This is a genomic window from Bacillus sp. 2B09, assembly GCF_003946835.1.
In the GTDB taxonomy this organism is placed as follows: domain Bacteria; phylum Bacillota; class Bacilli; order Bacillales; family Bacillaceae; genus Bacillus; species Bacillus altitudinis.
Genome location: NZ_RPSG01000007.1, coordinates 29208 through 51720 on the forward strand (window position 1 = coordinate 29208; position 22513 = coordinate 51720).

Consider the following 22513-nt stretch of genomic DNA (forward strand, 5'->3'; position numbering starts at 1 on the left):
CCATTTTAGCTGTATTCTTCCACAACAATGACTTTATTGACCTTGTTCGAGTAAGGGTTATAGGAAATGGTGACATATACCCCAAATTCTTTGGCCTGATCTTTCAACGTAATATGATATTGCTTCACGGATTCTTTCTCCCGGTGCCGATCCCACACTTTTTGTTTGAATAAAACATGTGCTAACGGATACCGTTTTTTTGCTTCTTTGACTGCCCTTGTTTCCCATTGATCTGCGGCAACAGTGATTCCTTTTGCCTCCGCTAGATGGGCGCTTTGGATCAAAGGGCTTAACAGTAAACTGAGCATGATCATGATTCTTCTATAATTCAACTAACATCACCTCACCAATTATTATCCTGACCAAATCCTGCACTTTTATGTAAATTTTTAAGAAGTACAAATGTCACAGAAAAAAATATTGAATATGGCGAAAGAATGAGAAAATGGAAGAATTTTCTCGGTAATGTTCTTGTTTAAGAACAAAATGGACTAATTTGACGTTTTGGATTTTATAGGTAATTCCTTATACTGAGTGTAATCGTTCTTTTTAAAGAACAATTGTTCAAGGAGTTGAAAGATTCAATGAAACAGCCGCTCTTTGTACTATTTTGTGCTATTTGTTTGATTTTCACTTCTTTTTTTATTACGTCTACTAATGCTTCTTTTAACGATGTTGAGCATTCGAATTTTGTCATGAAAACATGTGAAAATTTCGAAGAGACAGATCAGCATTGCCAGCCGAAGAAATGGGATAGAAGCCATTTGAAACTGATCGATCAAACGATCATTGAGGGGACAGTCTGTGCGCCTCAAAAGCTGAGCATGTCACTAAAAAATATTGGACAACCCATCGCGCACTCTGAATGGAAGTGGGAACTACATAAAGTAGAGAGTGTTCAGATGCCATTACAAGATGGCCATGTTATTGAAAAAGGTGCTATACAGTCCCTCTCATCAGAAGAAACGACGACTGTCACGTCAGGTAAAGCAAAAACAAATGGAATCTATGTGTTTAAAATCTATTATCCTAAAGGGTTTGGTGGTTCTGAAAAGCCATTCTTTACGTCTCAACATATGCAGCTTTCGAATTGTCAAGAAAAGGTGTCCTAAAGGGGACTAGTCTTTTGAATGAAACATGATATGTAAAGGGGAGAAAGGTATGAAAAAGTGGATGAAAATGTCTGGGAGTATTGTTTACGCGCTGGTCTTCACGATGATGATTGTGTGTATTATTGTCGTGTTGTCATCAAGAACAACAGGAGGAGATCCTCAGATTTTTGGTTATGAGATCAAGCAAGTATTATCTGGATCAATGGAACCTGAATTTTCGACTGGTTCATTGATTGTCGTGAAACATGTCACCTCACCTGAAACACTCAAAAAAGGGGATATTATTACGTTTCAAACGAAGCAAGACCAATCCTTTGTGACTCACCGCATTGTTGGGGTGAAAGGAAAAGGAGTAAATAAAGCCTTTGAGACAAAAGGAGACCACAATATGTATCAAGACGGCACGCTCGTCAAAGCGAATCAAGTGACTGCGCAGTATACGGGCGTGAACATTCCTTATGCAGGAAAGCTTCTTTCGTATGCAGGAACTTCTGCTGGGACCGCTCTTTTGCTCATTATTCCAGGGGTGATGCTGCTTGTTTATTCAACCATTCATTTTGTTGGTGCTGCCAAACATAGAAGACATACGGCTGAGTTACATATGTCAGAGGAACAAGCATAAATTTTCGTTTGTAACCTAAATCAGGTTTCAATAAAACAATTTATTAGGGGGTTCAATCATGGCAATGAAAAAATCAATTCGTTTAGGTGTTTTATCAGGAGCATTAGGTCTTGCTTTAATTGGAGGGGGAACGTGGGCTGCATTTAATGATGTTGAGACGGCAAACGCGGTCTACTCTACAGGAGAGCTGAATCTATCTGCAAAAGAGAATTCCGGCGCCATCAACCTTGCGAACATAAAACCCGGTGACCGTATAAAGAAGGAATTTAATTTTGAAAATAAAGGGTCTCTTGCAATTAATCAAGTCCTGATGAGTCTTGATTATAGCCAGTTTCAAGATGGAACATCAGCGAAAAATGGCGGGAAGAATACAGCTGAAGAATTCCTCAGCCAATTTCAGGTGAGTGTTCTAACGGTTGGAGCCGAAGGTGGGAATGGATACCCGAAAAATATTATTTTAGACCATGCAAACCTGCTTGACCTGCATCTATTAACGTCAAAGCAGGATCAGACCGCATTTGAAAAGCTTCGTCATGCCGTCGATGAGAAGTTTTTACATGAAAGTGGTAAAATTAATGTTGCCACCGTTGATGGATCAACAGCTCCAGAGTATGACGGCATTCCAAAGAATCCGTTTGATTACGATAAAATGGAAATGATCATTGAATTTGTCAATGACCAGACGAAGGATAAAGCGGGTAACTATATCCAAAATAAATACCAAGGCGATGCGATTCAAGTTGATCTTTCCTTCGAAGCGACTCAGTGGAATGGTTTAACGATCAATCCAAAAAAGCATACGGATGAAAAAGGCTACGTGAAAGAAAACGAAAAAGCACACAGCGAAGATAAAAAATAAAGTCAGTCTTTAGACTGATAACAAGATCTGCATAGCAATTGGAGGAGTATGCGCTAAAATATGCGCATTACTCCTCTTCTTGCTTTTTTTTCCAGATTTGATAATCTAAAAATTCACGAAATTGCTTTTTCGAAACCCCTGATGTCATTGCATCTCGAACTAGTTTTTCCCATTCACTATCTAATTGACCATCGTATTCGGTTTCATCATTTTCGTTTAACAGTGTATGAACCGAGACGTCCAGAACAGCGGAGACTTTTTCAAGAAATTGAATGGAGGGGTTTGTTTGCAAGTTTCTTTCTATTGAACTTAAATAAGACTTCGCTACCCCAGCCTTTTCGGCCAGTTCTGATAGTGAGTAGCCTTTTTCATTGCGGTATTGTTTAATACGCTGGCCAATCAATGTCATCACCTTCCTTTCGATATTATAGCACATTCAGAAAGGTTTGATAGAATGACTTCTTGCCATAGGGGGAGACTCAGAGGACTTTTCGCGTGATTTGAGAAAATGACGGACTTCTTCTACTGTTAGTCCTGCTTTGCGCGCTTCGCGTAATAATTGAACCCATTCACTGTCTAATAACTTCGTTTTCTTTTCCATACAAATACCCTCCTAAAATACTGAATCGTGTATTTCAGGCACTTAACGCATGAAATGGAAAAACACAGGTGATAAGACCTCATAGATTGCTTGCGTCATGTTTCCGCCCAATACAAACAGACAAACGTTGCTTTTGATTGATCGAAAATTTGATATCACATGAAAGGGAGGGAGACTCGCTAAGTCAGCCTCCTCTTTTTTGCTGTAAGTAAAAAAGTCCGCCATTTTCAATCGTAAGACTGATTTTTGGTTCGTATAAAGTTTTAAGTGCTTGTCTTTCTATTTCATATTCTACAGATGTGTCTGAAGTCCCTTCATAAAATTGGTTTAAAAGTTCCGAGTCTTCTTTCCACTTTTGAACAGCTCTTACCGCCCAATCATCCGGCTCTTCATTGGCATAACGTTCCATCAGGCTGTAAAGCCGTTTGACGCCGCTCTCTGGCTTAATCATCGTACTCATTGTGAAGCAATAATCAGGAATTTGAGACGATAGCTCACGCGCTTCCAGCTTCTCTTGAAATTGTTCGATGACTTCTCCGCGTATTAGATGAAGTCCAAGAGACAGCAGTTTGTCTTTTTTACGGTCTGCCAGATAGGATATTTTGACATTGAGACCAAGCCACGGCTCCAGCGCGATCTGGCTGTTTGTGAGCGGTCTGACTTTTTCGTACAGCCGAATAAAACGGCCTTGCTGTTTCACAACCTCGAATATTTGGAATAAACGAGGGGAGCCGAAGTGGACAAATTCTCCTTCGACCGAGTCATCAGCTTTTTTTTGATCAGTGATCAAAGTCAATTGCCGCGGCTCAGGTACGCCTCCCGTTTTTTCGAGCCAATGCCAATAAAAAGGACGGTTCATGATCAATTTATCCATTTCGATTGTCAGCTGTACGGTCATGTGTCCTGCACTTTCTTCAAGTATGTCGCATTGATTTGCCTGAAAGAAACGGAGAAGAAATGTGTGAATCTCGCGCTGCTCCATTGGTCAACTCTCCTTTATGAACCTTGCTGTCTTTCTTCTAAAAGCGGTGTTTGTGCTTCTTTTAAATAGGAAGCAAATTGGGTTAATTTCTTTTTCATGTCTACGTCAGACTCGTGTTGGAAGAGAATTTGATGCAATTCTGTTTCAGCATCTTGGATATCAATTCGGGTTAAAATATCATCTAGATCACCAATGACGTTTTCAAACAGCTGAATTTTTTCATATAAAAGTTTTAAAATATGTTCTTCAACTGTCCCGCTAGTTGCCATATTGTAAATGTGGACATCCCGCTCTTGACCGAGCCGGTGAATACGTCCAATTCTTTGTTCCAAGCGCATTGGGTTCCACGGGAGGTCGTAGTTGATGATTTGGTTGCAAAACTGAAGGTTGATCCCTTCGCCGCCTGCTTCTGTTGCAATGAGCACTTGCGCCCGCTCTCTAAATAAATCTTTCATCCAGTCTTTTTTACTCCGTTTAAACCCGCCTCGAAAAGGAACCGAACTGATGCCGTTTTGTTGGAGAAACCATTGTAAATAAATTTGTGTCGCACGGTATTCAGTGAAGATAATGACTTTTTCATTTAATTGTTGAATGAGTTTAACGACTTCAAGTGCTTTAGAATTTTGTTCTACCTGGTTGATTTTCTCCATGATGTGCATCATCGCAGAAGCACCTAGAATGTGTTTTTCCTCTTCTTGCATTTTTTTAATGGTCATATAGACGGCCTCACGACTCGAACAGCATTCTCGTTCTAAGGTCATAATTGAAAACATGTGCTTCGTATAGGAAGGGTTTTCTTTTAACTTACAAATTTCATCATATAGTGCTTGTTCTGTCGGGGAGAAATCAATAGAAATCGTCTTTACATGCCGCTTTGACCATTCGATGCCAGTGTCTTGTCTCCGGTTCCGAATCATGACTTTATTGACTAACTGTTTTAGCCGGTCATGGTCCTCAAGTTGAAGGTCTTTTTTGGCAAAGAGGTCTTTAAACTGTGTTTCATTACCTAAATGGCCTGGCTTCAACAGAGAAACGAGATTAAAAATTTCTCCTATCCGATTTTGGATAGGTGTGGCTGTGAGCAGTAAGCAGAACTTTTTATTCAAATTTCTCACAAACTCATAGTTTTTCGTTTTATTGTTTTTCAGTTTGTGTGCTTCATCAATAATGACCATATCGTAGGAGATGGATAAGATCGTATCTCGATGTGGCTGTCTTTTGGCTGTATCAATTGAGGAAACCACAACATCGCACTGCTCCCACACATAGCTCTTCTTTTGCTCGACAGCATCTATGTAAAATTTCGTCCGCAGTTCTTGTACCCATTGGGACACAAGGGAGGCGGGTACGAGAATGAGAATCTTCTTGGCAAGTCCGCGAATCATGTATTCTTTGATAATCAGTCCTGCTTCAACGGTTTTTCCAAGACCCACTTCATCTGCTAAAATGGCTTTCCCATTCATCTCTTCTACGACTCTTCTAGCGACTTCGAGCTGGTGTTTTAAAGGAGTAAATGCAGGCAGGTGCGCAGGTGCTTGCAGTCCTTCAAATGAATCAATGGCTGTCACTTTTTGTACTTGTGCTGCTAAACGGTACATATCCCAATTCGCCCAGGGACCGTCTGCTGTAAGCCGCTTTTGAAATTCACTTGCCCATTTTTGATCAAATATCGTTTGAATATTCAATGTGACCGCCTGCCTTTCTGGTAGAGTGATGATAAAATCGTTCTGTTTTTAAACGCTTCATTTTTTCATAGCGATTTAAAAGATGTTATATATCAATAAAAGCGAACGATAATGAATGATTATTTTAAAAATGTTAATGATTTTTCTGTTGCTCTTCATCCATTTCTAATGGTAGGATGTTGGTAAGTGATCTAGAGAATAAGTCACCCATTTTGATAGTATGTCCAATAAAGGTGAAGAATATGAGCGGATGATGGTATGGGGAGAGACCTAGCGGTTATTTTGCACTGACAGGCGCCGAAGGAGCAAGCTGAATTGGTTCAGTGAATCTCTCAGGCAAAAGTACTCTTACCGGACGCAACTCTGGAGAGTGTTTGCGCAGCGATTTTTAGCAAACCACCAAAGGGGAAAACGCACAATGATGTTGTGCTGTAAACTTTCAGGTGCAAGGACAGAGACTTCTTTTTGATAAAAGGGAGCGCTCTGTCCTTTTTTGCTGTGATTTTTTTCTGAAAATTCAGCTTGTGATGTGCACTGTAAGAAAAAAGGGGGAAACGATTGATGTTGAAACGAACACCGCTTTTTCATGCGTATGAAACGTTTGGCGCAAAAACCATTGACTTCGGGGGCTGGGAATTACCTGTCCAATTTTCTTCCATTAAAGAAGAACATGAAGCTGTTCGAACAAAAGCAGGGCTGTTTGACGTGTCTCACATGGGTGAGGTGGAAGTCACAGGTCAGGGAGCCCTTCCTTTTTTACAAAGGTTATTAACCAATGATCTGTCAAAGCTGACAGACGGTAAGGCACTATATACAGCCATGTGTTATGAAGATGGCGGAACGGTGGATGATCTGCTTGTCTACCAAAAAGAAAAGAACAACTATTTGCTTGTGATCAATGCTTCAAATATTGAAAAAGATGTGGAGTGGCTGCTGAAACATCAAGGTGAGGAAGATGTTTCGATTAAAAATGTCTCTGATCAAACCGCCTTGTTAGCCCTTCAAGGACCTCTTGCTGCTGACATCATCAAAGATGTGGCGGATGAAGAGGTAACATCACTGAAGCCATTTACGTTTTTATCAAAAGCGATAATTGCGCAAAAAGAGGTGCTTGTATCAAGAACCGGCTACACAGGAGAAGATGGCTTTGAAATCTACTGCCAGTCAGAAGATGCTGTTCACCTTTGGACCGCTTTATTAGAAGCCGGACTGCCGAAAGGACTGATCCCATGTGGACTCGGTGCACGTGACACCTTAAGATTTGAAGCAAGACTCCCGCTTTATGGCCAAGAGCTCACGAAGGATATTTCTCCTTTAGAAGGCGGCATTGGTTTTGCTGTTAAAACGGATAAAGAAGCAGATTTTATCGGAAAAGATGCACTTAAAAAACAAAAAGAAGAAGGACCGAAGCGAAAGCTTGTCGGGATTGAAATGATAGATAAGGGGATTCCGCGGACAGACTATCCGGTCTTCTCAGGAGATAAGCAGATTGGTGTAGTCACAACCGGTACACAATCTCCAACATTAAAGAAAAATATTGGGCTTGCCTTGATTGAAACATCAGAGGCGCAGCTTGGGACAGAAGTGGAAGTGCAAGTTCGTAAAAAACGTCTAAAAGCCAAAATCGTCGCTACACCATTTTATAAAAGAGCCAAATAACGAGGAGGAATAGAGGATGAAGCACAGGTATTTGCCGCAAACAGAGCAAGATCAAAAAGAAATGCTGGATGTCATCGGTGTTCAGTCAATTGATGAGCTTTTCTCAGATATCCCAGAGAAAGTCAGATTCAAAGGTGCGTACAACATCAAAGAAGCCGCATCTGAAACAGAGCTAGTGCGGGAATTGTCTCGTCTTGCTGCAAAAAATAAAGATACAGTGGCCTATGCCTCGTTTTTAGGTGCTGGTGTGTATGATCATTACCAGCCTGTGATTGTCGATCATGTGATTTCACGTTCTGAATTTTATACAGCGTACACACCTTATCAGCCTGAAATTTCTCAAGGTGAATTGCAGGCAATTTTTGAATTCCAAACAATGATTGCTGAGCTGACTGGCATGGATCTTGCCAACTCCTCGATGTATGATGGCGGAACGGCATTAGCTGAAGCGGCGATGTTGGCAGCAGGACATACAAAAAAGAAAAAGATTGTGGTCTCTGAGACGGTTCATCCTGAATCAAGAGCGGTGCTGAAAACATATGCGAAAGGACAGCATATTGAAGTCGTCGAGGTACCTGCGCGAAAAGGTCAGACCGATCTAGCCGCATTAGAAGAAGCCGTCTGCGACGAAACAGCAGCGGTCCTTGTACAATACCCAAACTTCTTCGGTGTTGTTGAACCATTAAAGGACATTGAACCGATTGCGCATAAAGGGAAAAGTTTATTCATCGTCTCAAGTAACCCGCTTGCACTTGGTTTACTGACACCACCAGGAAAGCTTGGGGCAGATATTGTCGTTGGTGATGCGCAGCCATTTGGCATTCCAGCTGCATTTGGCGGACCTCATTGTGGATATTTCGCTGTGACGAAAAAATTAATGCGGAAAGTGCCGGGGCGTTTAGTCGGGCAAACAGAAGACGAGAACGGTGTGCGAGGATTTGTGCTGACCCTTCAAGCGCGCGAGCAGCATATCCGAAGAGACAAAGCGACTTCAAATATTTGTTCAAACCAAGCATTAAATGCGTTAGCCGCTTCTGTTGCGATGACGGCGCTTGGGAAAACAGGTATCAAAGACATTGCCTATCAAAACGTACAAAAGGCCCATTATGCCAAGACGCAGGCAGAAAAACATGGGTTACAGGCTGAAATAGAGGGCGCTCATTTTAATGAATTTGTGCTGAAACTGAATGAACCTGTGAAAGAAGCGAATGAGCGATTGCTTGAAAAAGGAATCATCGGTGGATATGACTTGGGACGGGATTATCCAGAGCTTCAGCAGCATATGCTCGTCGCTGTGACAGAACTAAGAACAAAAGAAGAAATTGATACGTTCATCAAGGAATTGGGGGATCGTCATGAATAAACAAGATCAGCCGCTTATTTTTGAATTATCCAAAGAAGGAAGAATTGGTTACAGCCTGCCTGATTTAGACGTACCTGAGGAGAAGCTCCCAAATTTATTTGATGAAACGTATATCCGCCATGAAGATGCGGAGCTGCCAGAGGTTTCTGAACTGGATATTATGCGTCACTACACAGCATTATCTAGGCGTAATCACGGGGTCGATTCTGGCTTTTATCCTCTAGGATCTTGTACGATGAAATATAATCCAAAGATTAACGAAAAGGTGGCACGTCTTGCAGGTTTCTCGCATGTGCATCCACTTCAAGAGGCAGACACTGTGCAAGGTGCATTAGAGTTACTTTATGATTTAGGTGACCATTTAGAAGAAATTACAGGAATGGACGCCGTGACATTACAGCCTGCGGCAGGAGCACATGGCGAATGGACGGGGCTCATGATGATTCGTGCATACCATGAAGCAAGAGGAGATCATAAACGAACAAAAGTCATCGTGCCTGATTCTGCTCATGGAACAAATCCCGCATCTGCAACAGTAGCTGGATTTGAAACGATTACGGTGGCATCTAATGAACATGGGCTTGTCGATTTAGACGACCTGCGCCGTGTTGTCAATGAAGAAACGGCGGCGCTCATGCTCACAAATCCAAATACACTCGGTCTTTTTGAAGAAAATATTTTAGAAATGGCTGAAATCGTCCATGGAGCAGGCGGGAAGCTCTATTATGATGGAGCGAACTTAAATGCCGTATTAAGCAGAGCAAGACCGGGGGATATGGGATTTGATGTGGTTCACTTAAATCTTCATAAAACCTTTACAGGTCCACACGGAGGAGGAGGCCCTGGTTCAGGTCCAGTTGGCGTGAAAAAGGATTTGATTCCATATTTGCCAAAGCCAGTGCTTGTAAAGAAAGAAGGTCGTTATTTCTTTGATTACGATCGTCCAGAATCCATCGGCCGTGTGAAACCGTTCTATGGGAACTTTGGTATCAATGTCAGAGCGTATGCGTATATCCGCTCTATGGGGCCAGACGGCTTAAAGGCTGTAACTGATCATGCGGTGTTGAATGCAAACTATATGATGCGCCGCTTATGTGTTCATTATGATTTGCCATTTGACCGTCACTGTAAGCATGAATTTGTCCTTTCAGGTAAACGTCAAAAGAAACTAGGTGTGCGGACACTTGATATTGCCAAACGATTACTTGATTTTGGCTATCATCCGCCAACGATTTACTTCCCGCTAAATGTAGAGGAATGTATCATGATTGAACCAACTGAAACAGAATCAAAAGAAACCCTCGATGCATTTATTGAAGCGATGATTCAAATCGCAAAAGAAGCGGAAGAGAACCCAGAAATCGTACAGGAAGCACCACATACAACCGTTGTGAAACGAATGGATGAAACAAAGGCTGCACGGAATCCAGTGCTGGTTTTTGAAAGAAAATAAAAAGACTCATGGGGGGCAATAGCTCCCAGAGTCTTTTTTGTTAGTTCTTTGTTTTAATGCGGCCGCCCCATTTTTTAAAGCCGCCCTTTAAATTATAAATCTCACGACAGCCATTTTTACGTAACGTTTGAGCAGCCTTTCCGCTTCTCAAATTATTTTGGCAATAGAGATAAACAGGCTTGTCAGGGCGTATTTCATTTTTGCGCTGCTTTAATTGTGAAAGGGGAATGTTTCTTGCGCCTAAAATATGTCCACCTTCAAACTCATTTGGTTCTCTCACATCAATGAGTTGGGCTTTGCGGTAACCTTTGATAAATTCTGCTTCCGTCAGCGTTTTCATAATGCGCTGCTGATAAATGTAACTGCCGATGGAATAAAGAACGAAAAGTCCACAAAGTGAGAGGACGATATAGTTGAATATTGGCAATACGACTCGACTCCTTCTTGAGCATCAGCACAGTCACCTGTCTGATGGTACGTTTTAGACAAATACTATTATAGTAAAGCAAAAGAAACTTGTCATCATAAATGGTAAGAATTATTTTCAATTCCTTCCCTATTTGATAGACTGATGAAGAGAGAAAATCGGTGGTTACCACCGTCATCTAACATTGACTACGTAAAAGAGAAGGGATTTTATATGCAAAAAGAGAAATGGTGTTTCATTGATACAGGAAACCAAGACCCTGCCTTTAACATGGCAATGGACGAAGCCTTGCTTTATTGGCATAGCGAGAAGCTGATCCCGCCTGTGATCCGTTTTTATGGTTGGAATCCAGCGACATTATCTGTTGGATATTTTCAACATGTTGAAAAAGAAATCAACATGGAAGCGGTTGAGCGCTATGGTCTTGGATTTGTTCGCAGGCCTACAGGAGGCCGCGGCGTTCTTCATGATCAGGAATTGACCTACAGTGTCATCGTGTCAGAAGAGCACCCAGAGATGCCGGCGACGGTGACAGAGGCATACCGCGTCATTTCAGAAGGGATTTTAGAGGGCTTTAAAGAACTGGGACTCGATGCGTATTTTGCCATTCCTCGTACAGAAAAAGAAAAAGAAAGCTTAAAAAATCCAAGATCGTCTGTATGTTTTGATGCGCCTTCATGGTACGAGCTTGTTGTAGAAGGCAGAAAAGTAGCAGGCAGTGCGCAAACAAGGCAAAAAGGTGTGATCCTCCAGCATGGCTCGATTTTAATTGATCTTGATGAGGATAAATTGTTTGATTTATTTCTGTATCCAAACGACCGGGTGAGAGAGCGGATGCAGCGCAGCTTTAAAAACAAAGCGGTGGCGATCAATGAAATTTCAGATCGAACATGTACGATAGACGATGCGCGTGTTGCATTTAAACGAGGGTTTGAAAAAGGATTAAATATCGAGCTTGTGCCTTATGAGCTGACAGATGAAGAGTTGGCATTTGTTCATCACCTCGCCAAAACGAAATACGCCACAGATGATTGGAATTACAAGCGTTAAGACGAAGGACTCTTCTTGTTTTTTAATGGGCGATGGTGTAGAATTGTTATGATTATTAAGTAAAGGTGCATTTTGGAGGGGTTTTATGACTACACCTAGTATGGAAGATTATATTGAACAAATTTATATGCTGATAGAAGAAAAAGGATATGCAAGAGTATCTGATATTGCAGAAGCCCTCGCTGTCCATCCCTCCTCTGTAACAAAAATGGTTCAGAAGCTAGATAAAGATGAATACCTCATTTATGAGAAATATCGTGGTCTAATTTTAACCCCGAAAGGCAAAAAAATTGGAAAACGTCTCGTATACAGACATGAACTGCTAGAGCAATTTTTAAGAATCATTGGTGTAGATGAAGAGAAAATTTATGATGATGTAGAAGGTATTGAGCATCATCTCAGCTGGAACAGCATTGACCGCATCGGCGATCTTGTCCAATTCTTTGAAGAAAACGATGAGCGATCCGTTCAGCTGAAAGCGATTCAAAAGAAAAACGAACAAACAAATCAAGAATCTTAAGAAAAAGGACACCTGTCGAAGGGTGTCCTTTTAAATTGTTGACAAAGGGGTAAAATGTACTTTATTTTAGCTCTTTGTCTTCTTTTCAGCGTGAAAGAAAACCTTTGCAGTCTAGGAAGGACGAGCATCGGAGCGGAGCGAATTTGACATTCGTAAGCACCGGAGCGCAGGACTGACACCGAATGCGATGGTTTGTCTACACGCTGAAAGGACACCTGGCGAAGGGTGTCCTTTTTGAATATAGTTCTAATGAAAGGCAAATGCTCCTACACTATTAATAGTGTGACAAGAAAAGGGGGCTCCTTGATGAAGATAGATGGTGTGTTCTCAGGTGGAGGCATTAAGGGTGCAGCACTTGCAGGCGCCTATGAAGCGCTTGAAGCAAGGGGATTTCAATTTGTCCGTCTCGCTGGAACAAGTGCGGGAGCGATCATTGCTTCACTCATCGCAGCGGGTTTTACGAGTCAGGAGATTCGGGAGCTGTTAGACGAAATGGATGAGCATCAATTGCTTGACCGAAGGTGTCAATTTATCCCGTTTAAAATGCTCAGGTGGGTGTCTATTTATTGGCGTCTTGGCCTTTACAAAGGTGACCGTCTAGAAAAATGGCTGACAGACGTGTTAAAACGAAAAGGCGTCACTGTATTTGGGGATCTGAAAAAAGATACGCTCAAAATCGTCGCTTCTGATTTAACAAATGGCAAAATCCTTGTCCTTCCAGATGACCTTCCTTCCTATGGGTTAAATCCAGAACGGTTTTCTGTTGCCAGAGCCATTCGGATGAGCTGCAGTCTGCCGTATTTTTTCGAACCTGTCAAACTGAGGTCTTCAAAAGGAATTTGTACCATAGTGGATGGCGGCGTGCTCAGCAACTTTCCGATTTGGCTTTTTGCTGAAGAGAAAAAAAGACCGTTTGTCGGTGTCACATTAACCCCAAACGAAAAAGAACGCCCTCAACATTCCATCCGCAATGCGTTTGAACTGTTTGGCGCTCTATTTGAAACGATGCGTGGTGCTCATGACGAAAGACATATTGCCACAAAACACGAACGTCATATTATTTTTATTCCTGTAGAACACGTCATCGCCACTGATTTTCAGCTGATGACAGAAAAGAAAAAGGCGCTCGTCGATCTAGGCAGACAGAAGGCCGAGCAATTTTTAAAGAGCTGGACATTTTAAAATAAGGCGCGATTTTTCTTTTTGTTTTTCTTGCCTTCAATGACTGTCAAATGTGTTTGGCTTTTCTTTTTGAGAAGGACGGGCTTCGACTTGTGGTCAGTCGGCACGCTTCGCAAATGAGTGACCCGGTTTTTCATCTGGCTTTTCGTTTTTGGTTTAGGCTGCTGGTAGCGACGTTTTGATTGTTTGACTGCTTTACGATAAAGATTTCCTTCTGTTCCAGTTCTTCGATTCATCAGCCATCTAAATAAGAAAAATAGAACCGCTCCAACGATCACAACTGATAGCAGCATTGTAAAGAGTCTGCTTGGATTCGTTGTGAGTAAATACACAAATCCCAAAACACCTAAAGCGAAAATAATGGTAAAAGCAGGATGTACTCGGCGATTCATAACTGTCCACCTCCGAAAGAATTTACCGGATTTATAAACTAGATCACTTGATGAGCAGAATCTGATGCTTGTTTCGCAGATGCTTCCTCTAAACGAAGAAGTTCATTAAAACTTGCAATGGCTACCTCGACTTGATCATCAGAGGGTTCTTTTGTTGTGAGCAATTGCAGCCAAAGGCCAGGATAGCCAAGCACTTTAAGCACTGGCACGTCACGGAGTTTGTTTGTGAGCTGAAGCACTTCAAATGAAATGCCCAGAACAACCGGAATAAGCGCCAAGCGATTCAGAACTCTCACCCATAAAGGATCTGTCGGTACGAGTAAATAGACGAACATGCCGACAATGACAGTGAATAAAATAAAGCTGCTGCCGCATCGATAATGCAGGCGAGATTGGCTTTGGACATTTTCCACTGTGATGTCAAGATTCTGTTCATAGCAGTTTATGACTTTATGTTCTGCCCCATGATATTGAAATACCCTTTTAATTAAAGGGGTCATGGAAATAAAGTAAATATAGCCTAATAACAGGATCAATTTAAAGAATGTTTCCACTGCAATTTGTGCGAAGTTTCCAGAAAACACCGGACGCACAAGTTCAGCTAAAAAGACAGGCACTAAAGTAAAGACAAATTTACTAAAAAGAAGAGAGAGAACTCCGATCACAGCAATGCCAAAGATCATTGATAATTTCGAGCTTTTTTGTTCTTTTTCAAGAGAATGATCTTCAGAAGGATCTAAGTCATAGCGCTCGCTGGAGAAGTTTAAGTGCTTACTGCCGTTTGCGCTTGCTTCAACAAGTGCAGCAACACCCCTGACAAAAGGGATTTTCTTAAGAAAGGCGGTTCGTTTATTGGAGGTCCGGGGAAGCTTTAAAAACTCAATCGACTCATCCTTACGCCGAATCGCTGTCACATAGTTCATTTTACCTCCGAACATGACACCTTCCACAACTGCCTGCCCTCCATATGCTGGAGGTTTTGTTTGATTGGACATATTTCATCAACCTGCCTGTTTCCTGTAATTTACATGCATTTCCTTATACCTTTATTGTACAGGAAAAGAGGGGAAATCACTAGCTCACAGGTCGATTATCTACTAGAATTCTATCTACCTCTTTTTAGCCAGTATACCCTGTTATAAAAATTTTACACTCTCGCACGGAAATCCTTTTTTTTCATGACATTTTGGACATACTACTTGCTGGAGGTGTTTATATGAAACGTGATGAAAAGAAAAACCAAGAAGAAAAAAATCAATCAGTACAAACGTCTTCAATGGTGGCAAGGGCAGCAGCCACAGGTTTTGTCGGCGGAGTTTTTTGGGGCTTTATCGGATTTCTGACCCATATGTTTCATTTTTCAGAGGTGAGTCCAAATATGCTGTTGCAGCCATTTGTGCTTGGTGAATGGAAAAAAGGCGGACTTGGTACATTTATGAGTATTGTACTTTTAGGGATTTTATCTATTGGGGCAGCCTTTATTTATTATGGACTGCTCAAACGGATAAAAGGTTTTTGGATGGGACTGATTTATGGCGCGATTTTATGGCTGCTTGTTTTTTATGTATTTAATCCTATATTCCCCGATGTGAAGCAAGTGCAAGATTTGCAGCAAAGCACCATTGTGACGACATTTTGCCTATATATTTTATATGGCATGTTTGTCGGATACAGTATTTCATTTGAATATAATGAATTAACGAGTCAGAAGCTTGCAAGGGCACTCGGGAAAAAGACAGAATAAAGTGTAAATCCACCATTCATATGATAAAATTATTTTTGGAAACGAAAGGTTTCTAAGGAAAAAGAAACAGACATCGATATAGAGTGAATTAGGGTGAAGGAGTGGTCATATGCCTCATTTTCTAGTGCTGAATGGGCCCAACTTAAATAGGCTCGGCAAGAGAGAGCCAGGAGTTTATGGAAGTAAAACATTAACAGATTTAGAAACGGATTTGTTTCAGTTTGCAGAAAGAGCAAATATTCAATTGACGTTCTTTCAATCGAATCACGAGGGAGATTTGGTCGATGCGCTCCATGAAGCAGAAGACCAGTACGATGGCGTCGTGTTTAACCCGGGTGCTTTTACCCACTATAGCTATGCACTGAGAGATGCCATTGCAAGTATTACGTTACCTGTCATCGAAGTACATATCACAAATGTTCATAAGAGAGAGGAATTCCGCCATCATTCGGTTCTTGCTCCAGTATGCCAAGGTCAAATCGTTGGACTCGGTTTAGAAGGATATAAATTGGCGATTCGTTATTTAGTCAGTGAAGGGGGAGCAGTATCATGAAACTTGAAAAACTAAGAAAACTTTTAGCTGAATTAGACATAGATGGTTTAGTGATTACGAGCAGCTTTAATTTACATTATATGACGAGTTTTACTGGATCAGCCGGTCTTGCCATCGTTTCAAAGGATCGTGCCGCCTTTATTACGGATTTTCGTTACACGGAGCAAGCCAAGGATCAAGTAAAGGGCTATGACATCATTGAACATAAAGGAAACATTGTGGAAACTGCTGTCCAAACGGCAAACGAATTTGGGGTGAAACGTCTTGGTTTTGAACAAAACCATATGACATTTGCCACCTACCAGCAGTACTCGGGGAAAGCAAGCGGTATCGAGCTTGTTCCAGTCTCAGAATCAGTTGAAAAGTTGCGCTTGATTAAGTCTAATGAAGAGATTAAGATATTAGAGGAAGCTGCGAAGATTGCAGATCATGCCTTTGATCATATTCTCACGTACATCAAGCCGGGCCTGACAGAAATTGCGGTCATGAACGAGCTTGAATTTTTCATGAGAAAAGAAGGGGCAGAAGGATCTTCATTCGATATGATTGTTGCCTCTGGCGTTCGTTCAAGCCTGCCACACGGGAGAGCGAGCGAAAAGGTGATTGAATCTGGCGACTTGGTGACACTGGATTTCGGTGCCTATTATAAAGGCTATTGTTCAGACATGACAAGAACCATTGCTGTAGGAACACCAAGCGACAAATTAAAGGAAATTTATCATATCGTATTAGAAGCAGAAAACGCTGGTGTGGATAAAATCAAGCCAGGCTTAACAGGAAAAGAAGCTGATCGCATCACACGAGACATCATTGAAAAGTATGGCTACGGTCGATACTTCGGGCATTCGACTGGACATGGTCTTGGTATGGAAGTACATGAAGCACCTGGCCTTTCCTCACGCTCAGATGTCGTGTTAGAAGAGGGAATGGTTGTGACAGTTGAACCAGGCATTTACTTGCCGGATGTCGGCGGCGTGAGAATTGAGGATGATATTGTCCTGACAGCTGACGGCAATAAACGATTGACCCACTCACCGAAAGAACTTATCATATTATGATGGTGAAATGTAGGAGGATGACAAAATGATTTCAGTAAACGATTTTCGTACAGGCCTGACAATTGAAGTGGACGGCGGTATTTGGCGTGTAGTGGATTTCCAACACGTAAAACCAGGAAAAGGCGCAGCGTTTGTCCGTTCGAAACTGCGTAACCTGCGTACAGGTGCGATTCAAGAAAAAACATTCCGTGCAGGTGAAAAAGTAGCGAAAGCTCAAATTGAAACAAAAACAATGCAATATTTATATGCAAATGGCGATCAACATGTATTCATGGATACAAGTTCATACGAACAACTTGAACTAAGCGAAACGCAAATCAAAGATGAGCTGAAATATTTGCTTGAAAATATGTCGGTTCAAATCGTCATGTACGGTGATGAAACACTTGGAGTAGAACTTCCAAACACTGTAGAACTAGAAGTAGTAGAAACAGAGCCTGGTATTAAAGGTGATACGACATCAGGTGGATCAAAACCTGCAAAAACAGAAACTGGTTTAATCGTGAACGTTCCTTTCTTTGTGAACCAAGGTGATAAACTAGTGATCAATACATCTGACGGTTCATACGTTTCAAGAGCGTAATGAACGGAGAGAGACTGTAAACCTCGTGTTTACAGTCTCAGCGTGTAGGCAAACCCTCGCATTCTTTGTCAGTCCTGCGCGCTGGTGCTCACGAATGTCAAATTCGCTCCGCGCCAGTGCTCGTTCTTCCTAGACTCCAAAGGTTTTCTATCACGCTGAAAAGAAGACAAAGGGCTAAAATCAAGTTCATTTTAGCCCTTTATCAACTATCTGAGACTGTAAACTTCGTGTTTACAGTCTTTTTTTATTTGAAAAATAGGACGCCTCGTTATGACACCCCTTACTCTATTCTCTCATCCATCTCTCTTCCTTTTGAAAAACAAGACTACTTCTAGCTAGTGAAGCATATAGTGTAAAAAAAGCTGGAGGTTCTATATGAAACAATTTCTCCCGGGTATACACCCATCAGTTGCTGCCATGGCAGGGATGAGGTTTTTATCTGCATCGATTGAACTGACGGCCGCCATCCTCATTTTAGTGACTAATGATGTGCGTAAAGCGGTTGTCATCAATAGTATATTAGCGATCATCGGGCCGCTCATTTTTATTATCACGATGACGATTGGAATCTATCAAATTGCAGGGCAGTTATCCTATGCGAAGCTTGTGTTTATTTTCATTGGTGTCGTATTTATTCTTGTTGGAATTTATAAGTGAAATGGCTTGGCATAATTAACGGCATGCATCATACATTTTAGAGAAGAAAAAAAGGAGGGGAATTCGTTGCGGAGTTTGTTGGATATTCTCCCGCACTCAATTGGACAAGAACTCAGCATGTTAAAAGAAGCAGAGTGGGCGCAAATAGAAGAAATCCGCATTCGCACCGATCGCCCAATTGAGCTGATGCAAGGAGGAAAACCCCGCTTTCTTTCCTATCATACAACAGGTGAAGATGCGGCTCAGCTATTAGGCAGGCTCAGTAATTACAGCATGTACACACTTGAGGAAGAGTTAAAACAGGGCTATATCACCATATCTGGCGGACATCGGGTTGGGCTTGCTGGAAAGGTCATCGTCGAAAATGGATTCGTCAAAGGCTTAAGAGATATTTCTTCATTTAATATTCGCATCGCAAAAGAGAAGATCGGAATTGCTCTGCCGTTTCTCCCTTATTTATATGAAAAACATTGGTGTAACACACTGATTATAGGTCCGCCGCAAACCGGGAAAACGACATTGCTGCGTGATCTAGCACGTCTTGTCAGTACAGGAACAACAACCATTTCTCCTAGAAAAACAGGGATTGTAGATGAACGATCTGAAATCGCAGGTTGTATAAGAGGAGTGCCGCAGCATTCTTTTGGGCACCGGATTGATGTACTTGATGCGTGCCCAAAGGCTGAAGGGTTAATGATGATGATCAGGTCCATGAGCCCAGAAGTCATCATTGTCGATGAAATCGGAAAAAGTGAAGATGTACAGGCACTGCTAGAAGCAATCCATGCTGGAGTCACCATTATCGTCTCAGCTCATGGGTATTCTCTTGAAGACTTATCTAAACGGCCATCATTTGAACCGTTATGGCAGCTTCGTGTGTTTGATCGATATGTGGAATTAAATAGAGAAAAAGGGCCTGGCACGATCGGACGGATATTTGACCAAGAGGGACAAGAGCTGAAGAGGAGGCGGGGAGTGGACGTATGTTAAAGCTTATTGGTGCTATTTTCATTGTTGCGGCTACGACATGGGGAGGATTCGAGTTTGCGAAGCGGTACAGTGATCGGCCAAAGCAAATCCGCCAGCTCCGGTTTGCACTCCAATCTCTTGAAGCTGAAATTATGTATGGTCAAACACCTTTAGCTAGAGCCGCTGACCAAATTGCGTCCCAAGTAGGACCGCCTGTGAATCGGCTATTTGAACAATTTGCAGAAAAACTCAACGTCGGAACTCTTTCTGCGAGGCATGCATGGAATGAAAGTCTAGAAGATGTATGGAAAAAAACCGTATTAAAAAAAGGCGAATATGAGGCGCTGAAGCACTTTGGAGAAACCCTTGGTCAGCATGATGTGACGGCTCAACAAAAATATATCAAGCTAGCTTTAGGCCATTTGGAATCAGAGGAGAAAGAAGCTGAAGTCGCCCAAGCAAAAAATGAAAAAATGGTGAGAAGTCTTGGTTTTCTAAGTGGGTTACTACTGATTCTGTTATTGATGTGAGAGGAAGGGAGTCGAGAGCATGGGCGTTGATGTAAACGTCATATTCCAAATTGCGGGAGTGGGTATCGTCGTGGCTTTTCTCCATACGATTTTAGATCAAATGGGGAAAAAAGAGTACGCACAGTGGGTGACACTGCTTGGATTTATCTACATTTTATTTATGGTTGCTACCATTGTGGATGATTTGTTTAAGAAGATTAAAGCCGTATTTCTATTTCAAGGATAGGGGAGGGCTTACAAATCGAAATCATTCAAATTGTTGGACTTGGTTTAATCGCTACTTTTCTAGCATTAATCGTCAAAGAACAAAAGCCAACCTTCGCCTTTATGCTTGTTGTGTTTACTGGGTGTGTCATTTTCCTTTATTTAATCGATCAAATCTATGCCATTATCTCCATGATTGAAAAAATTGCAGCAAGTGCAGGCGTCAATATGAAATACGTTGAAACCATTTTGAAAATCATTGGCATTGCCTATATTGCAGAATTTGGTGCCCAGCTCACAAAGGATGCTGGACAAGGCGCCATCGCTTCAAAAATAGAGCTTGGCGGCAAAATTCTTATTTTGGTCATGGCGGTACCGATTTTAACGGTCATCATTGAGACGATCCTAGGTATGATCCCGTCCATGACTTGATGGAAAAGAGGTGATGATGATGAAACGGGTGACAGCTGTGCTGGGGTTTATGATGTTCTTTTGGATGATTGTTCCGTATGCAGGTGCAGAAGAAAGTGTGCCTTTATCAAGTGAAGAACCGGTCGCAGAAGAAGTTGCGGGTGGACAGGCTGATGCCTTAGAGCTTCATTCTATCAGTGACTTTTGGGAAACGATATTGGACGAGTATGGCGGCTTTCTGCCTGAAAGCCAAAAAGGTACAGTGAAGGAAATGATCGATGGCGATAAAGAGCTGTCTCCCCAAACGTGGCTGAAGGCTTTTGTTCATTATCTGTTTCATGAGCTGATTGCCAATGGAAAGCTCTTAGGCACACTTATATTACTCACCATCTTTTGTTCGCTTTTGCAGCTTTTGCAAAATGCGTTTGAGCAAAGCACTGTTAGTAAAGTTGCATACGCTCTTGTTTATATGGTGCTTATCATTATTGCATTAAACAGTTTTCATGTTGCGATCTCTTATGCAACAGAAGCCATTCAAACGATGACTAGTTTTATTCTTGCTCTTATTCCTCTTTTATTAGCACTTATTGCCTCATCAGGCGGGCTTGTCTCAGCCGGATTCTTTCATCCTGTGATTTTGTTTTTAATGAACACGAGCGGTGTTTTTATTCAATATGTCGTTCTTCCGCTCATCTTTTTATCAGCGATCTTGAGCATCGTCAGTACATTGACCGAACAATACAAAGTGACCCAGCTTGCCCAGCTGTTAAGAAATGTCGCCATTGGCGGGCTCGCTGTTTTTTTAACTGTATTCCTCGGCGTCATTTCTGTACAGGGGGCATCTGCTGCTATCACGGATGGCATCGCTCTTCGCACAGCCAAGTTTATTACCGGAAATTTCATCCCTGTCCTTGGCAGAATGTTTACTGATGCGACAGATACCGTTATCAGCGCCTCTGTGCTGCTGAAAAATACGGTTGGCCTTGTAGGCGTCGCCATTTTGATTTCAATTGCGGCTTTCCCAGCGATTAAAGTGCTGTCGCTCGCTCTGATTTATAAATTGGCCGCTGCGATTCTTCAGCCTTTAGGGGGCGGGCCGATTATTAGCTGCCTTGATGTCATTTCAAAAAGTGTTCTTTATATATTTGCTGCATTAGCTGTTGTATCGCTTATGTTCTTTTTAAGCATTACCGTTATCATCACAGCTGGCAACCTCACCATGATGATGAAGTAAGGAGGGGACACCATTTGAGTTTTCTCACAGAATGGATCACAAGTATTATCCTATTTATTTTATTTGCGATTGTGATTGATCTTTTGCTTCCCAATTCAAGCATGCAGAAGTATGCAAAAATGGTCGTCAGCTTATTGTTAATTGTGGTGATGCTCAATCCGATCTTTGCGTTATTCCGGGCAGATCCGGACCGAATTTTCTCAGAAATCATGAAAGGGAAGGACCAAGCGCAATCAGAAGAAATAAAAAATCAGATGAATTTAGAAAAAAAAGAAATACAAGCTTCACAGCGTGCATATATTTTAAAGCAAATGGCTGTCCAACTAGAAAAAAGCGCAAAGGAGCCACTGGAGAAGGAGAGCTATGAAATGAAACACGTAGAAGTATTGGCAGATGAGGAGCACCTTGATCAGAATATGGAGGCAGATCAATTTCGCATCAAAGCAGTCCTTGTCCCGCTCACAGGTGATGCTGTAGAAACGGTGGCAAAGGTCGACATTGATCTCTCCAGGCAAAAGGAGGAAAGCGCCGGGGCGTCAGCAAAAGAGATGGCGAGGGTGAAAGAGACGCTTGCAGATGTATGGAATACACGGCCTGAACACATTGCGCTGAACATTGAGGGAGGTGACGCAGCAGATCATGAATAACAAAGACTGGAGACAA

At 41.9% G+C, this 22513-nt stretch carries 28 protein-coding genes and 2 riboswitches; of the genes, 20 read left to right on the plus strand and 8 right to left on the minus strand.

Annotation, left to right across the window (positions count from 1 at the left end; all coding sequences use genetic code 11):
- Positions 1 to 5 precede the first annotated feature (5 nt).
- Entirely contained in the window at positions 6 to 332 is a 327-nt protein-coding gene (locus EBQ12_RS14200; RefSeq protein ID WP_019743005.1) for a DUF3889 domain-containing protein, read from the minus strand.
- A gap of 252 nt (positions 333 to 584) precedes the next feature.
- Between EBQ12_RS14200 and tapA the strand changes: the two genes are divergently transcribed.
- Genes tapA through tasA form a run of 3 tightly spaced genes read left to right on the plus strand, consistent with a single transcriptional unit; the run spans position 585 to position 2593 of the window.
- Entirely contained in the window at positions 585 to 1112 is a 528-nt protein-coding gene (gene tapA / locus EBQ12_RS14205; protein ID WP_041091748.1) for an amyloid fiber anchoring/assembly protein TapA, read from the plus strand.
- A gap of 49 nt (positions 1113 to 1161) precedes the next feature.
- Positions 1162 to 1734, plus strand: a complete 573-nt coding sequence (gene sipW / locus EBQ12_RS14210; RefSeq protein WP_125590433.1) for a signal peptidase I SipW — start codon at positions 1162 to 1164, stop codon at positions 1732 to 1734.
- Between the two features lie 58 nt (positions 1735 to 1792).
- On the plus strand, positions 1793 to 2593 hold the full coding sequence (gene tasA, locus EBQ12_RS14215) for a biofilm matrix protein TasA (RefSeq protein WP_008342195.1): 801 nt from the start codon (positions 1793 to 1795) through the stop codon (positions 2591 to 2593).
- Between the two features lie 67 nt (positions 2594 to 2660).
- Here tasA and sinR read toward each other — a convergent pair whose 3' ends face one another.
- The 4 genes from sinR to EBQ12_RS14235 all read right to left on the minus strand — a co-directional run bounded on the left by sinR (position 2661) and on the right by EBQ12_RS14235 (position 5861).
- On the minus strand, positions 2661 to 2996 hold the full coding sequence (gene sinR / locus EBQ12_RS14220; protein WP_017357978.1) for a transcriptional regulator SinR: 336 nt from the start codon (positions 2994 to 2996) through the stop codon (positions 2661 to 2663).
- Between the two features lie 33 nt (positions 2997 to 3029).
- Positions 3030 to 3194, minus strand: a complete 165-nt coding sequence (locus EBQ12_RS14225) for an anti-repressor SinI family protein (protein WP_008342197.1) — start codon at positions 3192 to 3194, stop codon at positions 3030 to 3032.
- A gap of 184 nt (positions 3195 to 3378) precedes the next feature.
- Positions 3379 to 4176 (minus strand): YqhG family protein, encoded by a 798-nt coding sequence (locus EBQ12_RS14230; RefSeq protein WP_017367588.1) that lies wholly within the window; start codon positions 4174 to 4176, stop codon positions 3379 to 3381.
- A 14-nt stretch (positions 4177 to 4190) separates the two neighbouring features.
- On the minus strand, positions 4191 to 5861 hold the full coding sequence (locus tag EBQ12_RS14235) for a DEAD/DEAH box helicase (protein WP_125590434.1): 1671 nt from the start codon (positions 5859 to 5861) through the stop codon (positions 4191 to 4193).
- Between the two features lie 250 nt (positions 5862 to 6111).
- A riboswitch (glycine riboswitch) is annotated at positions 6112 to 6219 on the plus strand.
- Positions 6220 to 6222: 3 nt separating this feature from the next.
- Positions 6223 to 6318: riboswitch (glycine riboswitch) on the plus strand.
- Between the two features lie 104 nt (positions 6319 to 6422).
- On the opposite strand from EBQ12_RS14235, the gene gcvT reads away from it, so the two are divergent.
- From gcvT to gcvPB, 3 genes are read left to right on the plus strand one after another with little or no spacing between them, the layout of a single operon-like run.
- Positions 6423 to 7520, plus strand: a complete 1098-nt coding sequence (gene gcvT, locus EBQ12_RS14240; protein WP_125590435.1) for a glycine cleavage system aminomethyltransferase GcvT — start codon at positions 6423 to 6425, stop codon at positions 7518 to 7520.
- Between the two features lie 16 nt (positions 7521 to 7536).
- Positions 7537 to 8883 (plus strand): aminomethyl-transferring glycine dehydrogenase subunit GcvPA, encoded by a 1347-nt coding sequence (gcvPA, locus tag EBQ12_RS14245; RefSeq protein WP_035702787.1) that lies wholly within the window; start codon positions 7537 to 7539, stop codon positions 8881 to 8883.
- Positions 8876 to 10336 carry an aminomethyl-transferring glycine dehydrogenase subunit GcvPB gene (gene gcvPB, locus EBQ12_RS14250; RefSeq protein WP_125590436.1) on the plus strand — a complete coding sequence of 487 codons (1461 nt, stop codon included), beginning with the start codon at positions 8876 to 8878 and terminating at the stop codon, positions 10334 to 10336. Before gcvPA ends, gcvPB begins: the two co-directional genes overlap by 8 nt.
- Before the next feature lie 40 nt (positions 10337 to 10376).
- On the opposite strand, the gene EBQ12_RS14255 is transcribed toward gcvPB, so the two are convergent.
- Complete coding sequence (locus EBQ12_RS14255; RefSeq protein WP_024718853.1) at positions 10377 to 10757, minus strand: rhodanese-like domain-containing protein; 381 nt, start codon at positions 10755 to 10757, stop codon at positions 10377 to 10379.
- A gap of 219 nt (positions 10758 to 10976) precedes the next feature.
- On the opposite strand from EBQ12_RS14255, the gene EBQ12_RS14260 reads away from it, so the two are divergent.
- The 3 genes from EBQ12_RS14260 (at position 10977) to EBQ12_RS14270 (ending at position 13515) form a co-directional block, all read left to right on the plus strand.
- Positions 10977 to 11813 carry a lipoate--protein ligase family protein gene (locus EBQ12_RS14260; protein WP_017357972.1) on the plus strand — a complete coding sequence of 279 codons (837 nt, stop codon included), beginning with the start codon at positions 10977 to 10979 and terminating at the stop codon, positions 11811 to 11813.
- An 85-nt stretch (positions 11814 to 11898) separates the two neighbouring features.
- A complete protein-coding gene (mntR, locus tag EBQ12_RS14265) occupies positions 11899 to 12333 on the plus strand; it encodes a transcriptional regulator MntR (RefSeq protein WP_003215946.1) in 435 nt (144 codons plus the stop codon).
- A 306-nt stretch (positions 12334 to 12639) separates the two neighbouring features.
- The gene (locus EBQ12_RS14270; protein WP_008342205.1) at positions 12640 to 13515 is read left to right on the plus strand and encodes a patatin-like phospholipase family protein; all 876 of its coding nucleotides are present in this window, start codon (positions 12640 to 12642) and stop codon (positions 13513 to 13515) included.
- Here EBQ12_RS14270 and EBQ12_RS14275 read toward each other — a convergent pair.
- Both EBQ12_RS14275 and EBQ12_RS14280 read right to left on the minus strand, forming a co-directional pair.
- Positions 13512 to 13907 carry an SA1362 family protein gene (locus tag EBQ12_RS14275; protein ID WP_007501201.1) on the minus strand — a complete coding sequence of 132 codons (396 nt, stop codon included), beginning with the start codon at positions 13905 to 13907 and terminating at the stop codon, positions 13512 to 13514. The genes EBQ12_RS14270 and EBQ12_RS14275 overlap by 4 nt on opposite strands.
- A gap of 38 nt (positions 13908 to 13945) precedes the next feature.
- Positions 13946 to 14902 (minus strand): DUF1385 domain-containing protein, encoded by a 957-nt coding sequence (locus EBQ12_RS14280; RefSeq protein WP_017357970.1) that lies wholly within the window; start codon positions 14900 to 14902, stop codon positions 13946 to 13948.
- A gap of 221 nt (positions 14903 to 15123) precedes the next feature.
- On the opposite strand from EBQ12_RS14280, the gene EBQ12_RS14285 reads away from it, so the two are divergent.
- The 11 genes from EBQ12_RS14285 (at position 15124) to spoIIIAF (ending at position 22497) form a co-directional block, all read left to right on the plus strand.
- Positions 15124 to 15651 carry a YqhR family membrane protein gene (locus EBQ12_RS14285; protein WP_035390792.1) on the plus strand — a complete coding sequence of 176 codons (528 nt, stop codon included), beginning with the start codon at positions 15124 to 15126 and terminating at the stop codon, positions 15649 to 15651.
- A gap of 109 nt (positions 15652 to 15760) precedes the next feature.
- Positions 15761 to 16204 carry a type II 3-dehydroquinate dehydratase gene (gene aroQ / locus EBQ12_RS14290; RefSeq protein ID WP_007501195.1) on the plus strand — a complete coding sequence of 148 codons (444 nt, stop codon included), beginning with the start codon at positions 15761 to 15763 and terminating at the stop codon, positions 16202 to 16204.
- The gene (locus EBQ12_RS14295; RefSeq protein WP_125590438.1) at positions 16201 to 17262 is read left to right on the plus strand and encodes a M24 family metallopeptidase; all 1062 of its coding nucleotides are present in this window, start codon (positions 16201 to 16203) and stop codon (positions 17260 to 17262) included. The genes aroQ and EBQ12_RS14295 overlap by 4 nt, the downstream gene beginning before the upstream one ends.
- A gap of 25 nt (positions 17263 to 17287) precedes the next feature.
- Entirely contained in the window at positions 17288 to 17845 is a 558-nt protein-coding gene (efp, locus tag EBQ12_RS14300) for an elongation factor P (protein ID WP_008342209.1), read from the plus strand.
- A 375-nt stretch (positions 17846 to 18220) separates the two neighbouring features.
- A complete protein-coding gene (locus EBQ12_RS14310; protein ID WP_008342211.1) occupies positions 18221 to 18502 on the plus strand; it encodes a YqhV family protein in 282 nt (93 codons plus the stop codon).
- A 66-nt stretch (positions 18503 to 18568) separates the two neighbouring features.
- Positions 18569 to 19492, plus strand: coding sequence for a stage III sporulation protein AA (spoIIIAA, locus tag EBQ12_RS14315; RefSeq protein ID WP_083693024.1), 924 nt, complete (start codon positions 18569 to 18571; stop codon positions 19490 to 19492).
- Positions 19486 to 20001, plus strand: coding sequence for a stage III sporulation protein SpoIIIAB (gene spoIIIAB / locus EBQ12_RS14320; protein WP_125590442.1), 516 nt, complete (start codon positions 19486 to 19488; stop codon positions 19999 to 20001). Before spoIIIAA ends, spoIIIAB begins: the two co-directional genes overlap by 7 nt.
- 19 nt (positions 20002 to 20020) lie before the next feature.
- Positions 20021 to 20227: a stage III sporulation protein AC gene (spoIIIAC, locus tag EBQ12_RS14325; protein ID WP_003153142.1), complete on the plus strand. Its 207-nt coding sequence runs from the start codon at positions 20021 to 20023 to the stop codon at positions 20225 to 20227.
- A complete protein-coding gene (spoIIIAD, locus tag EBQ12_RS14330) occupies positions 20224 to 20637 on the plus strand; it encodes a stage III sporulation protein AD (protein ID WP_087978339.1) in 414 nt (137 codons plus the stop codon). The genes spoIIIAC and spoIIIAD overlap by 4 nt, the downstream gene beginning before the upstream one ends.
- Positions 20638 to 20656: 19 nt before the next feature.
- Positions 20657 to 21850 carry a stage III sporulation protein AE gene (spoIIIAE, locus tag EBQ12_RS14335; protein WP_017357967.1) on the plus strand — a complete coding sequence of 398 codons (1194 nt, stop codon included), beginning with the start codon at positions 20657 to 20659 and terminating at the stop codon, positions 21848 to 21850.
- A 14-nt stretch (positions 21851 to 21864) separates the two neighbouring features.
- Positions 21865 to 22497, plus strand: coding sequence for a stage III sporulation protein AF (spoIIIAF, locus tag EBQ12_RS14340; RefSeq protein ID WP_125590444.1), 633 nt, complete (start codon positions 21865 to 21867; stop codon positions 22495 to 22497).
- Positions 22498 to 22513: the final 16 nt, after the last annotated feature.